The organism is Flavobacterium sp. TR2 (assembly GCF_025252405.1).
In the GTDB taxonomy this organism is placed as follows: Bacteria; Bacteroidota; Bacteroidia; order Flavobacteriales; family Flavobacteriaceae; genus Flavobacterium.
Genome location: NZ_CP104307.1, coordinates 4670603 through 4686114, shown reverse-complemented (window position 1 = coordinate 4686114; position 15512 = coordinate 4670603). Strand labels below are relative to the sequence as shown.

At 35.0% G+C, this 15512-nt stretch carries 7 protein-coding genes; all 7 read left to right on the top strand.

Annotation, left to right across the window (positions count from 1 at the left end; all coding sequences use genetic code 11):
- The first annotated feature begins 426 nt into the window (after positions 1-426).
- Positions 427-1848 (top strand): RtcB family protein, encoded by a 1422-nt coding sequence (locus N4T20_RS19950; protein ID WP_260670813.1) that lies wholly within the window; start codon positions 427-429, stop codon positions 1846-1848.
- 994 nt (positions 1849-2842) lie between these two features.
- Entirely contained in the window at positions 2843-3640 is a 798-nt protein-coding gene (locus tag N4T20_RS19945) for a TatD family hydrolase (protein ID WP_260670812.1), read from the top strand.
- 209 nt (positions 3641-3849) lie between these two features.
- The gene (locus N4T20_RS19940; RefSeq protein ID WP_260670811.1) at positions 3850-4788 is read left to right on the top strand and encodes a DUF1837 domain-containing protein; all 939 of its coding nucleotides are present in this window, start codon (positions 3850-3852) and stop codon (positions 4786-4788) included.
- The gene (locus N4T20_RS19935) at positions 4785-7445 is read left to right on the top strand and encodes a DEAD/DEAH box helicase (RefSeq protein WP_260670810.1); all 2661 of its coding nucleotides are present in this window, start codon (positions 4785-4787) and stop codon (positions 7443-7445) included. The genes N4T20_RS19940 and N4T20_RS19935 overlap by 4 nt, the downstream gene beginning before the upstream one ends.
- Positions 7446-7833: 388 nt before the next feature.
- Positions 7834-8268 carry a hypothetical protein gene (locus N4T20_RS19930; RefSeq protein WP_260670809.1) on the top strand — a complete coding sequence of 145 codons (435 nt, stop codon included), beginning with the start codon at positions 7834-7836 and terminating at the stop codon, positions 8266-8268.
- 117 nt (positions 8269-8385) lie between these two features.
- Positions 8386-13458: a DUF4132 domain-containing protein gene (locus N4T20_RS19925; protein ID WP_260670808.1), complete on the top strand. Its 5073-nt coding sequence runs from the start codon at positions 8386-8388 to the stop codon at positions 13456-13458.
- A gap of 1309 nt (positions 13459-14767) precedes the next feature.
- On the top strand, positions 14768-15271 hold the full coding sequence (locus tag N4T20_RS19920) for a hypothetical protein (protein ID WP_260670807.1): 504 nt from the start codon (positions 14768-14770) through the stop codon (positions 15269-15271).
- Positions 15272-15512: the final 241 nt, after the last annotated feature.

Sequence of the window (15512 nt, the reverse complement as noted above, 5' to 3'; positions counted from 1 at the left end):
GGTACAAAGGTTCAGAGAGGAAAAAGGTTCAAAGGTTTTTGTAGGGGCGCACTGCTGTGCGTCTCCGCAAAGTTTGGTAAATTAGGTACAAAGGTTCAGAGAGGCAAAGGTTCAAAGGTTTTTTGTAGAGGCGCACTGCTGTGCGTCTTCGCAAAGTTTGGGAAATTAGGTACAAAGGTTCAGAGGTTCAAAGGTTTTGTAGAGGCGCACTGCTGTGCGTCTCCGCAAAGTTTTTTTGCCACTCCCCATAGCTGTCGGGATAGGATTAAGATGATGAAAAAAATCTCCTTAATCTGCTCAATCTGCGAGAGAAAAAATTTAGCGATTTTGCGAGAAATAAAAAAACCTACGCAAAATAACTGCGCAGCAGTGCAAAACCTTTGCACCTATGAACCTCAGGACCTTTGTCCCTTAAAAAAAGAAACAATGAAAACACAAATAAGCGGTACAGATATATTAGAATTAGGATTCCCAGAAGGAAAAATAATTGGGATTGCCTTAAAAATAAACAGCAAAAGAAACGGATTCACAAGAGACGAGATGATCGCTCATTACAAAAATGTTCTAGAAGCTCCTGAGAATTATATAGACGATAAAGTGTTCAGCAAACTGGCTGTTGCTTTAATCGAAAAATCGAATGAAAAACCAGAAGATTTCATTGCTTTAAATCAGAACCCGAATGCGTATTCTGCTTACGGATTGGATCATATCGAAGATGGAGCCAGAAAACAGATGGAAGTGGCCATGAAGTTGCCTATTACGGTTGCAGGAGCTTTAATGCCAGATGCGCATCAAGGTTACGGATTACCGATTGGCGGAGTTCTAGCTACAAAAAATGCCATTATTCCATATGGTGTTGGGGTGGATATTGGATGTAGAATGGCGTTGTCGGTTTACGATATTCCAGAGGATTTTTACTTTGAAAACGAAGCCAAATTCAAAAAAGAATTAATCTCGAATTCCATTTTTGGAGCAGGTCACGGATTTCACGGCCAGTACAGATCAGATCACGCGGTTTTGGAGAACGAGACTTTCAATATGAATCCGTTTGTGAAGAACTTGAAAGATAAAGCTTGGTCGCAATTAGGTTCTTCTGGCGGCGGAAATCACTTTGTAGAATTCGGAATCATGGAATTTGCACAAGACGATGCGGTTTTGAATATTCCAAAAGGAAAATACGTCGCTTTGTTAACGCATTCTGGTTCACGCGGAATGGGCGCAACCATTGCCGGACATTACACTAAAATTGCCAAAGACGAGTGCAGACTTCCAGAAGTGGCTAAGAATTTAGCTTACTTGGATATGAATTCGCAATTGGGTCAGGAATATTGGCTGGCGATGAATTTGGCTGGAGATTACGCTTCTGCTTGTCACGAGATTATCCATAACAAAATGGAACGCGCTTTGGGTGCGGCGATTTTAGCCAAAGTCGAAAACCACCATAATTTTGCTTGGAAAGAAATCTGGAACGGCGAAGAAGTGATCGTACATAGAAAAGGAGCAACTCCAGCCGGAAAAGGCGTTATGGGAATCATTCCCGGAAGTATGACCGCACCGGGATTTTTGGTGAGAGGAAAAGGCGAGGAGAACGCCATAAATTCCGCTTCGCATGGAGCAGGAAGACAAATGAGCAGAACCCAAGCCATAAAAAGCATTACACAAACCGAGATGAAAGCGATCCTGAGCGATCATGGCGTTACGCTTATCGGAGCAGGCCTAGACGAAGCCCCAATGGCGTATAAAGATATCAATCAGGTTATGGAAGCACAACAGGATTTAGTAGATGTGGTTGCCAAATTTACCCCGAAACTAGTTAGAATGGCAGATGATGGAAGCAAGGAGGATTAGTGGTCAGTGATCAGTTTTTTAGTGTTCAGTGTAGAGGCGCACTGCAGTGCGTCTAACGCATTGTGGCAATTTTAACCGCAAAGTTCGCTAAGATCTACGCAAGGTTCGCAAAGGTTTTTTCCTCATTTTATGTCATTTCGACTGAAGGGAGAAATCTCCACGAGAAACTCCACAAAGATTGGACTCACGTTGCGGAGCTACTTGTGCAGATTTGTTTCGCCTGTTCGCTATCGCCCAGTCTCCTAACGTCGAAATGACAAATATTGTGGTTACTTTGACTGTAAATAATTTTTCATGCAGATTTTGCAGATTCCAGCGGATTTAAAAAGATTTTTACAAATAATCTGCGCATATCTGCTTAAATCATTTTAAATCTGCGTGAAAAAAAACTTTGCGACTCAGCGACTTCGCGAGATTAAAGATCTAGTTAGAATGGTAGATGATGGAAGCAAGGAGGATTAGTGGTCAGTGATCAGTTTTTTAGTTTTCAGTGTAGAGGCGCACTGCAGTGCGTCTAACGCATTGTGGCAATTTTAACCGCAAAGTTCGCTAAGATCTACGCAAGGTTCGGAAAGGTTTTTTCCTCATTTTATGTCATTTCGACTGAAGGGAGAAATCTCCGCGAGAAACTCCACAAAGATTGGACTAATGTTACGGAGCTACTTGTGGAGATTTGTTTCGCCTGTTCGCTATCGCTCGGGTCTCCTAACGTCGAAATGACAAATATTGTGGTTACTTTGACTGTAAATAATTTTTCACGCAGATTTTGCAGATTCCAGCGGATTTAAAAAGATTTTTATAAATAATCTGCGCATATCTGCTTAAATCATTTTAAATCTGCGTGAAAAAAAACTTAGCGACTCTGCGCCTTTGCGAGATTAAAAACAAAAATCTTAGCGTCCTAGCGCCTTAGTGGCAAAAAAATAAAAAATAATTTAAGGCAATAGAGAGAAAAAACCTTAGTCTCTCAGAACCTTACTAACTTTTAAAAAAAATGACATATATAGATATCGGAATTAATTTAACGAATAAACAATTCCAAAACGACATAGACGATGTCGTACAAGACGCGCTCGACGCCGACGTATCGCAGATGATACTCACGGGCACGAGCGTACGTAATAGCGAAGAATCTGCGAAGATTGCGAGACAGTATCCGGGCGTGTTATACGCTACGGCGGGAATACACCCGCATGATGCGAAGAGTTTTGATGCGCAGAGCATTTCGAAACTTAGGAAATTATTAGAACAGAAACACGTCGTTTCGGTTGGGGAGTGCGGACTCGATTTTGATCGTGACTTTTCGCCCCGAAATAAACAGGAAGAATGTTATAAAGCCCAATTAGAATTGGCGATTGATGTACATAAACCGTTGTTTTTGCACGAAAGAAGCGCTTTTAGTTCGTTTATGAATATTACCAAAGACTATCTGCCGAAACTGCCCAAAGCCGTTGTGCATTGTTTTACAGGAACTTTGCAAGAAGCCAAAACCTATCTCGATAACGGATTTTATCTGGGTTTTACGGGAGCGATTTCAGATGCCAAGCGTTTCAGCCATTTAAAAGAAGTCATTCAGTACGTACCGCTCGACCGAATGATGATTGAAACTGATGCGCCGTTTATGCTTCCTAAAAATGTCCCGAACAGCCTTTTGAAGAAATACCACGAACGCCGTTGCGAACCTGCTTTTCTACCGTATGTTGCCGGAACAATTGCACAGTTTAAAGGAATTACTTTGGCTAAAGTAGCGGAGGAAACAACTAGGAATTCTAAAAGCTTTTTTGGGATTTAGGTTTATCTTCCTAACAGGTTTCTAAAACCTGTTAGGTATTTATTTGTTGGCTTTTAAATCAGGGGTTTGTACTTGGTTTGAAGGCTTTTTGTTTATATACAATTTAGAAAACAATAAGTTTTCTAAATTGTGGTGATTATGGAAAACCGTAAAATTATGTAGTAAAAATCTTTATATATTTACTGTGGAAATAATATAAGAAATTATAAATGGCAAGTAGAATTAAAGAAATAGATTGGTTAAAGCTTATTAAAGTAGATAGAGATACTTTTTTAAAGTGGTTTTTTCTACATGAAGAAGAAGTGATTTCAGATGATATAAAAGTTAAATTTTACAGTTTAAAATGTGAAAATAATGAGCTGAATATAGAAGGTTTTATAAATTACCTGTATTGTGAAGTTGAAAAATATGTATTTGATGAAAAAGAAATAAAAGAACTTATTGAGGATGGATATAGTCCCCTTGAGAAAGCTCTAAGCTATTTTGGAGATATTGACCCTTTAACTGATGGACGATATGGAGAACTAATTCTATATCTATTTGTTGAGTCTGTATTGCAAGCACCAATGATTGTTCATAAAATTTCTCAAACATATAATAATAATGATCAGGTAAAAGGAGCAGACGGAATTTTTATAGGAAATATTAATGATAAGGCAACTCTATTAATTGGTGAATCTAAGATGCGTAATAATTTTAATTTATGCGTAGGAGATGTAATGGAATCACTAGGAAGATTTATAAGTGATTCTGGAACAGTAGAAAGAGAACTTGATGTGGCAAAAAAACATTTAAGTAGGAATTTACATAATTTAGAGCGAGGTGATTTGGATTTTATTTATCAAAGCTTAAGAGTCAAACAAAAAGAATTTAAGGAATACAGTATTTGTTATCCAGCTTTTTTAATGTATAAAGAAAAAAAAATTGGTAAAATAATTGACGAGGACTTAACAGAAATAGAAAACGAAGTTTTAAAATTAATTAAATCAGTTAAATCTAAAAGAGCCAATTATATTAAAAAATCGTTACCTGATGTTTTAGATACCACGCTTGAATTTTTTATGATGCCAGTGAAAGATGTTAGTTCTTTTAGAGAAATGTGTTATCAGATTTTTCATAATGGAAAGAAATATGAAAGGAAAGAATGACTAATTTAACGATTAAATCAGCAAAAGAGCATCCTGTTTTTAGAGAGGTTTTACATTCTTTAATAACTAATAGATTTTATTCAGAATTAGATTTAGAGTCTAAAAAAAACTTGATAGATGAAAATAATCTAGACAAGGCGATATGGCTTGCTTCTATAATTGCTACTAGTACAGAAGAAAGTGACAAATATTTGAGTTCAGTATTTGGAATTGCTCTTTTTTTAGAATTTGAATCTAAAGAGTATAGAAAGGTTGCATATATAATTTTATCGAGATCTGGTAATTTGATTACAACTCGTTTTTTTAAAGAGCTTATAACAATAAATTCAATATCAGGAGATTTATTTTTTGATGATAGTTTTGGTACTGTAATGGATTTTGAATTGGGATCCAAAATAGCATTAAATGAAATTGAGAGTGGGAAAGGAAAAATTATTGGTTCAGATTATCAAAAGTATTTATGGACTATATTAACAAAAAGTAATGAAAATGTAGCGATATCTGCCCCAACTTCTGCTGGTAAATCGTTTATAGTTCAAAATTTTGTTAGACATTCATTTTTAAATAGAAAATCTTTTTTTGTAGTTTACATTGTTCCTACAAGAGCTTTAATTTCAGAAGTTTCAGAAGATTTTAGGAAAATATTAGATTCCGATGTAAACATAAATACTGCATTCATTGAAAAAGAAGATCTTACTTTAAAAGAACAATTTTCAGATAAAGAGATATTTATATTAACTCCAGAAAGAACATTAAAATTAATACAGTATTCTTATAAAAATGATTTTTATCCAGATATAATTTTTATAGACGAAGTTCAAAATATAGAAGATGAAGGGAATAGGGGTTTTATTTTTGAACATTTAATCAATGAAATAGAAGCTATTTGGAAAAAATCTAGAAAGGTAACTGCAGGACCATTTTTGAATAATCCAGACTTCTTATTAAAACAAATGTTTAAAGAGTTTAGTGAGAATTTAAAAACAATATTCTCGCCAGTATTTCAATTAAAAATTAGTCTAAAACCACTAAAAGATAGTAAGTTCGTTTTGGCTAAAATTTTTTTTCTTGAAGAATTAATTAATAAAGTTGAGGTTCCAATTGATTTTGATTATGGAAAGCAGATAACGGATAATAAGTTAAAAACTACTGTAAAGGTTTTGTTGAGATTTGGAAAGAATAGCAAGAATTTAATCTATTTACCAAAGACAAATTTTGTAGAGCAATTTTCGAATTATTTGGCAATAGAAAAAATGAATGAAAAACCGGAATTGAGTGAAGAAATATTTGAATTGATTGAATTGATAAAAGAGGAGATTCATCATCAATACAATTTAATAGATATACTAAAAATTAAATCTGCTTTTCATCATGGTAAATTACCTGAAATTATAAGAGGTGAATTAGAATATCTTTTCTCAAATGGCTATCTCGATAATATTATTTGTACTTCAACATTAGTAGAAGGAGTTAATCTTCCCGCTGAAAAAATTTTCATTCCATATCCAAGAAAAGATAAAAAGAAATTAAGCCCATTTGAATTTGGAAACATCGTCGGTCGGGCTGGTAGGATTAGAGATGCACTTACAGGAACAATAATTTGCTTAGAAAAAGAAGAAGAAGAATGGGCTGAAGATTTTTTTGAAAATGAACCAGATAAAGAAATTATTCCAGCAATTAATAAAATATTAAGTTATCCGATTGATGATTTAGTTAATGCTTTAAATCAACCACTAGATATTGGAAATAAAAAAATAGAATTTGGAGTTATTTTTCTGAAACTAAAGTACCTAAAAGGAGAAGAAAAACTTGTTGAATATTTAAAAGATAAAAATGCTGATAAGGAATCAATAGAAGTGATAGTAAGTAATCTCTCTAAAAAATTAGAAGATATTAAACTTCCTAGTGATGTATTAAGGCTTAATCCAAGCATAGATCCTGAACTTCAAAATGCACTATATTTAAGAATAAAAGAAGAAGGTATAAAAAATTGGGTTCTCCATATGCATAAACATATAAATGCAAAATGGAATAGGGAGACGTTATCGAAAAAGGTTCACGAGGAAAGTAATTTTTATGGTCAATTGAAGAATATTTTATATAAGTTGGATGAAGTATTTGATTTTAATAGAGAGGCATATTTTAAGCATGATATTTCCCGAACGGTTCCACAAATGGTATTTTATGCCACTTTATGGTTAGAAAATAAAAGTTTTAAAGAGTTGATAATTAGGGAGATTAATTTTAATGCAGATACTAAGAAAAGTATTGATAGGGATAATAAAAAAGATGTGAATAAAACAATAAATGAAGTAATAAAAATTTATTCATCCATTATAAGTTATGTTTTAGTAAAATATACAAAGCTTCTGGCGGATATTTTAGAATATATGCTTACAGAAGAAGAATTAGAGTTGTATAAATTAAGTCTTTCTTTACCTACAATGTTAGAGTTAGGAACTAGAGATAATTTAGTTTTATTTTTAATTTCTAAAGGGATTTCGAGATCAATTGCAATTAAAATTTATAAAATTATACCTGAGGAACATATTGAAAAACCAATAGAATGGTTGTCAACTCAAAAAGAATTAAAAATTCAAAAAATTTATAACGATTATCTAAAGAGAAAAGGTTATTTATTAATTGAGGAAAGTTAAGGTAGCTAAATATCAGACGAATTGTTTGAGGGAGATTACAAAGAACAGCCCTTGTATTTGCAGGAAATCTTCGAGCTTTTAATGCATACAGAGTTTGGCGACGATATCAATTTAAGGCAAAAAATACTAAGCTGTTTAAGAACCAGTCGTAATTTGGCAGAAACTTTATCGCCATTTTCAGATAGGCAGATTCATAAGGCTTGTGTAAGCAATCGTAAAATAACCCAATAAAAACTCAAATCCCGATAACATCAGCTATCGGGATATTTTTTTAGTATAAAATAGCCGTTTTAACGCCTCGATTTTTTAACATTAAAAAGATATTATTTTAAGAGAAAATTGCTTTAAAAATCTTACTTTACAGCTTCAAATTAAATGCCACTAACTAATGAATATAAGCATATCTGTCAAGCAATTAGGCAAAAAACATCCGCTTCTTCAGGAAAAAAATATAGCGCTGGCTATAGAAAATCCAGTAATTTCCGTACAAAAACTCATTGAATCGATTGTAGATTATCAAGTTCAATTGTTTCATTCTTCTTCTTTTGAGTTTGAGGACGAAGACAAAATCCATCTCCCAAAAGAAAATTACCTTCCCATTTTAACCGATACCGGAAAAGTCGGTTTTGGCGCACTTTACAACCATAACAAAGTCGATTTGGCCAAAGCGCAGGAAAATGCAATTGTAGCTTTCGAAGACGGTCTGTACGCAGTTTTCTTCGGCGACGATCAGCTCGAAACGCTAACAGAGGAAATTGATTTATCTCAAAATAAACCGATCACTTTTATCAGGCTTACGTTCTTGGCGGGAAGCTACTGGTAATTAAATTCCAAAAAATAAATCCCAAATTCCAAAATCTGTTTGGGGAAATCCTTCGACTTCGCTCAGGACGACAAAGTGAAGTAATCTAAAATCTGCAATCTAAAATCTAAAATAATCATGACGATAGAAGATCTTTTAAAAAATAAAATAGTCGAGAATCCGATTAAGAGGTTCAAGAAAGAACTGGAAGAAATTGTAAACAGCAATCTGGTTACGAAATTATTTTCTGGAACAAAACTCAAAAAAGAAGTGGCCGAGTTTGGTCTGGAACTGGTTAAGTTTGAGGACAACTATTATGGCACGTATATTTCTTTGGGCTCAAAAGAAGCCGAAAAGTTTGAAACGCTGGTAAAAGAAAATATCTGGGAAGACAAAAACTATTATGAGCTTCTGGTTTTCTTTTTTGGAGAAGAAAATGCCGCTTTCGTAAAAGAAGCTTGGAACAGACTGCCTCAAAAAATGTATCAGACAGGTTATTCCAGACGATCTTTTAGAGCGCCAAATCACAAGAGTTATCTGCTCGTAAATCAAGTTAATTTTCTGCGTTCGTTATTGAATGGCGCCAGTAAATACTATTATCAGGACGCTAAAATGGTCTATTATAATTTGAGTATAGAAGATCGAATTCGTTATGATACGGAGATTTCGAACTCGCATAGCCAATTTATGGTGTGGTCTGCAGCGCTTGATTTGAATAAAGAAGGCCTTTTTCAGCTGTTTGAAGATATTATTTTCAATAAAGATCCTCAGGGAAAAGTTTCAAGAAATATCATCAAAGGACTTTTAAACAGTGAGAAAAAAGAAAACTGGGAGCTGGTAGAAAAACTGCTTTTGTCTGCTCAGCGTCAGGAAGGATTGCGTCAGGTTGTTTTAGAAGCGCTGGACGAAACCAGTATCGGCGCTTTGCAATACATGATTAAAGTGATTATCGATAATAAACTGAGCCGTTTTTCATCGGTTGTGCGAGCGATAGACACGTGGACAGGTTTGGGCTGGGATGCCGAAAAAGAAACTACGGTTCGCAATATTATCGAGTTGGCTTATGGCTATTTTTCAAATCCGGAAACGATTCCGACAGGCATTCGCAGCAAAAATAATAATGAAGCCTATATGGCGCTTTGGGTTCAGGGCGTTTTGGATGTCGAAAAAACAGTTCCGTTTCTGCATGAGTTGTTAGAAAAAGGTACGGTAGAAAAGAAATGTCTAGCGCTGAAATTTGCGGGAGAAACGCACGATCCGTATATCGAAATGCCGCTTTACTTTAAAGCTTTAGAAGACGAAAATCTTCAGGTTTTGGCATTTGCCGCTCCGAGATTGAACGCGCTTTTGGATGCCAATATCAAATCGAAATATTATATCGACAATGCCGATTATCCAGACTTTTTCAATAAAGTGTATAATCTTGCGCAAAGCATAACGGTAAAAGAAAAAGCGTTTGAAGGAAAAGTATTTTCGTGGCTGAATGCGAAGTTCGAAAAAGATACTTTGTATTCGTCGGCTATTAATTTAATTGGTGATCATAACGATAGATTAGAACTTATTTTAAGCCAGTTCGAAAGTTTCGCCATCAATTTGAGAGAAAAACTTACGCGCCAGATTTTGGGCGGTTATTACTGTTATTCGTTTTACAATTTTCAAAGCAATAGCGGAAGGGAGAAAAAAGCTCCAACCGATTTTCAGCGAAGTTTTGCTTTAAGAATCCTGAAAGATAGGGGAGAATCGCTTGTCGCTTCGGCAATTTGCACATTGAACAATCTCACGCTGACGTCTGATGAATTGACTACTTTTCAGGAATTGTACAAACGTAAAAATTCCAATTTAAAGAAAAACCTAACGGCAATTTTACTGAAACAGGAAGAGCCTCAAATCACTTCTTTTGTAGAAGCTATTCTAGAAAAAGGCGATCTGGAACAGCGTATGTCGGCTTTGGACATTATGCTGCAACTGCAGAAAAACAATAAATTGGCTGATAAAGTAAATGACTGGGTAAAAGCATATTCGGCGAGACCAAAAATCACCGAAAAAGAAACCAAATTTATAGAGCAGTTAGAACCATCGCAAAATAAAAATATTCTAAGCGCCGAAAACGGTTACGGATTTTTTACGCCAAACTTTATATCGGCTTATGAGCTTCCAAAACCTGCTTCGGATTCTTTGTATTCAAAAACGGTGAAAGAACAGCAATATGGTTTTTCAAAATCAATGTCGCATATTAAAACCGAGATTTCGAAACTCTATAAATTGTTTGAAGACAATCGAAATTTTGAATACGAAATTGAAAACTACGATAACAGTAAAGAGACTGTACTGCTCGGAAATACTTTTAGACAATTTAAAAAGCTGAAAGACGAAAAAGACCAGGAAGCTGCAGCGACAAATTATCCTTTGTATGAGGTCTGGTCGGGCTGGTTTCAAGATTCTGGATTACAAGAAAGAGATTTGTTTTTATTGACGCTCGTAAGCAATTGCGATCGAAAAATCTGGCGTGATTTCCTTGAAAAACACGTTTTTTACTATAAAGAATTATTGCCGCATCCAAACAAAAGAGGTTACGATTGGGACAATGCAATCCTGAATATTTTGAATGCTTTACAGCTGAAATATGTCTTTAAAGAAAAAACAGATTTCTTAATTGATGCCTGCGCAGCTTTGTATGCCGATCTTCCAGAATCGATCTTGGAGTTTGAATTCAAACCGGGAAAAGATCAATACTATTATAATTCGGATAGCGGAAACGGCTGGCAGAATCAAGGTTTTTTTGATGTTTATCTGAATAAAATCAGTTTAGGCGATTTAACGGCAGATCAGGAAAATAAGATGTGGAATCTGTACAGATGGCGACAACTTAACGGATTGGAAAGAAATATTTCGTACTGCAGACCGCCAATTCATTTGTACTGCACCGCTTTTGAACAAAAATTAATTACTGAAGGCGAATTGTATGAAGGCATTTTGGAACCTGAGAGAATTTCGGTTTTAACGGGCGGAAGCAGGCATTACAGACATTTTGGAAGCGAAGAATTATTGGTTAGATTTCCGTTTCTAGTGCCGATGATTGATAAAATCAGAGAAACATTTTTGGATATTGAGGTCAAAAGAGGTGATTCAAATACTTCGGTTACGCCTTTGGTTCAGAGTTTCCAGAAAATTTATGGCGTTAATCGTTTAGTCGAGATGCTTACGGCGCTTGGAAAAGCAAGTTTGTACAAAGGCTACATTTATTCGTGGAGCTATACCGAATTGACGAAACAAAAACTGTTTAGCTATTTGCTGAAAAGATGTTACCCTTTAGCTTCAGATACGCAGAAAATCTTTAATGAGGCCGTTAAAAAGGCTAAAATTTCAGAAGAAAGATTAATTCAGACTGCAATTTATGCTCCGCAATGGCAAAAGCTAATCAGTAATTATTTAGACTGGAAAGGTCTTGATGAAGGAATCTGGTGGTTTCATGCGCATACTAAAACCGCAACATACAGCGCCGTAAATTCGGAGTTGGAAAGCGAAATGGCAAAATTCTCGTCTATCGATTTGCAGGATTTTAAAGATGGAGCGGTTGACAAAGACTGGTTTGTATCGGCTTATAAAAAATTGGGCAAAGCCAAATGGGAAATGCTCTACGAATCGGCTAAATACGTAACAGACGGAAACGGACACCGCCGTGCGCGCTTGTACGCAGATACGATTATGGGCGATTTGAAAATCAGGGAAGTAACTGCAAAAGTAAAAGACAAACGCGATCAAGACTATTTGCGCGTTTACGGTTTAGTGCCCTTAAGCAAAGCAAGTCCAGAAAAAGATATTTTGGCGCGTTACGAATATTTGCAGCAGTTTAAAAAAGAAAGCAAAGAATTTGGTTCGATGAAACAGGCTAGCGAAGCTTTGGCAATTCGCGTAGCATTAGAAAACTTAGCTCGAAATGCAGGTTATCCAGATCCCGTTCGCTTGACTTGGGCGATGGAAACCAAACAAATTCAGAATATTTTATCTAAAGAAACGGAGCTAAAATTAGATGATGTAACTATAAGTCTTGTTATCAGTAAAGAAGGAAAAGCTGATTTGGTTACTTTGAAAGGAGATAAAGAATTAAAATCGATTCCGCCAAAATACAAAAAAGATAAAGGAGTACTGGAATTGACCAATTATCGCAAAACCATGCGAGAGCAGTGGACGCGTTCGAGAAAAGGCCTAGAAGAAAGTATGATTCGCGGAGACGAGTTTTTATTCGCAGAAATGCAAAACCTTTTTGAGCATCCAATTATTTCGAAACATTTAGAAAAACTGGTTTTTATTTCAAACGAAGAACAAGTTGGTTTTTATGTAGATGGAAATCTGGTAACGGCTTTGGGAGAAATGATTCCATTAAACGAAAACCAAACTTTTAGAATTGCACACTGTTTTGATTTGCATAAAAATAAGGTTTGGACAGATTTTCAGAAATATTGTTTTGACAATAAATTGCAGCAGCCGTTTAAACAAATCTTTAGAGAGCTATATGTTCCAACGCCAGACGAATTGAAAGAAAAATCAATTTCAAGACGTTACGCAGGACATCAAGTGCAGCCAAACCAAACTTTGGCATTGCTGAAAGGAAGAGGTTGGAAAGTAGATTATGAAGAAGGTTTGCAGAAAGTTTTTCATAAAGAAGGCTATCAGGTCAAAATGTACGCATTGGCAGACTGGTTCTCTCCAGCAGATGTAGAAAGTCCGACTTTAGAAACGATTGAATTCCATTCGCTAAAAGATTATAAAAATGTAGCTTTTGAAGATATTAATCCGAGGATTTTCTCAGAAGTAATGCGTGACATTGATTTGGTGGTAAGCGTTGCCCACGTGGGTGGAGTTGATCCAGAAGCGAGCCATTCTTCTATCGAAATGAGAGCGGTATTGCTAAGAGAAACACTCCGTCTGTTCAAAATTAAGAATGTTGAAATTACAGGAAACCATGCCATTATAAAAGGACAAATGGCAGAATACAGCGTGCATTTAGGAAGTGCAGTGGTGCATCAGGTTCCAGGCAAATATTTATCAGTACTGCCAATTCATTCGCAGCATAGAGGGCGTTTATTCTTGCCATTTGCTGATGATGACCCGAAATCGGCTGAGGTAATGTCTAAAGTATTGCTATTTGCCAAAGACAATGAAATTCAAGATCCTACTATTTTAAGGCAGATTGATAAAACGTACGCTTAATTAAATAGTGGATTAAACCTGTAAAGTTTGTTACTTTGTCAAAGTTTAAAACTTTGACAAAGTTCTTTATCGATTTAAAAACAAATTCAATAGAAGATTCGACCAGCTGTTTTTTTTTGTTGTAAAAAATATATTTTAAGTGTATTTTGTTAAATTATTCTAAAATATAGTATATTTGTACCTGTAATTAATAATTAGAAAAATATATATGAAACTTTTAACAAGCCCATTTTTTGAACCTTTAGCCGGAGATTCTTCAGCTGAAAGATCAGGATGCATATATATTTTTATGAAATTATAAGGTAGAACTTAGAGTCAAACTCATCATAGAATAGAAAAGCGTCCTCATTTTGGGACGCTTTTTTTGTTTTTAGGCATTTCGATATGTTACTAAAAAGTAATTTTCTCGAAGCCTCGGGATCGCTCAGTGTGATAAAAAAGATGTTTAAAATGATAGAAAACAAACCATAACTAAAAAAACTGAAAAAATAATTAGCCAAAATGTTTAATGATTAATCAAAATAGGGAAATATAGTCTTGAAAAGTAATCTGATGAGTAACAGTCATTTGATAAAAAGATGAATCTGCACAAGTATGCGGACAGGAATTTCTTTGCTTTTATTTTGCTGTTAACTAATTGATAATCATAAAATTATTATTTGTAAACATTTGGAAATATGAATTTTTCCATCATATCTTTGCCGAACAAATTTGAAACAAAGCGTTTCAGAAAACAACAACAACAACAACAACAATTATAAAAAATAAATAAAATGAGTTTTAAATTATACATACACAACCCAGGACTAGTAGCCGCGACTTCGGATCGTGAATGCTTTTTCATATCGGTGCATCAATATAGGCAATAGGATAGTGATATCGTATTTGTTATAGAAGCACCTTAATAGGGTGCTTTTTTTGTGCTTATTTGTTAGTCGCAAAGGCACAAAGGCGCAAAGGTTTTTAAGAAAACAAAAAATAAAACTTAGACTCTTAGCGCCTTAGCGGCAGAAAAAAGTTTAACAATAAAAATTTAAGGATGAATCAAGAAATAGGATTTACGTCGGGCCATAGTGGTCAAACAGATAAACTGGAAGGAAGTGAACCGTCATTTGCCTCAATTAAAAAGAAAGATTTGGAACTGATTAACCTGTGGAAAGAAAGGGTCAATTTTAGGGAAACCATATATATCATTTAGAGATATTTCTCTGGTAAAGCAAGGGTGCTTTTAAACTTTTGTGATATTGGATTTCCCAGAAAACCTTCGATTTCCTGAGATTCCCAAGAATTGCAAAAACCAAAAAATACCATGCAAAACAATACACTAGATAAATACAAAAAAGCAATTAGAAAAAAATACGAAATAGAAAAAGAAGGCAAATACTTTGATTACTTGTACAAGCCTTCTCGTGGAAAACTTCGTGATTTGTGCTGGCTAATTTTCGAAAATAGCCCAACAAAGGATGACTTGAATGTTTTCAGCAACCTATTGGGCTTAGATTTCGATCACAGCAAAAAGAATAAGTTTAAGGAGAAAAAAGATAAGTTTAGACCTATCGAAACCTTCTTAAAGGGAGAAACAGATCCATCAAACATTGACGCTATAAACATGGCTGCAATTTTGGTTGATTTTGAGCCTCGTCCTTTCAAAAAGTTTTACGAAAATTCTAAAACTGAAGGGACAAAACCAGTTAAGCGGATAGAGAAAGCTAAAGCTGTTCTTGAAAAAAAGAGTGCTGCAAAAAAAGAGAAGCATGAGAAAAAGTCTAAGAAAAGAAGTTTCTTTCTAGATTTTAAAAGTATGTTTTTCTAGGGTTTTGCCACAAAGGCACAAAGACGCTAAGTTTTTTATCCGCAGATAAATCTGCGTGAAACTAATCTTAGCGTTGCTTTGCCCAAATCTTAGCGCCCTTTGCAGTTAGAAAATTTCGCAAGGCGGTCAGAGATAAAGAATTAAAAAAGATTATTAAAAAATCTGCTCAATCTGCCCAATCTGCGTGAAACTAATCTTAGCGTTGCTTTGCGCAAATCTTAGCGCCCTTTGCGGTTAAAAA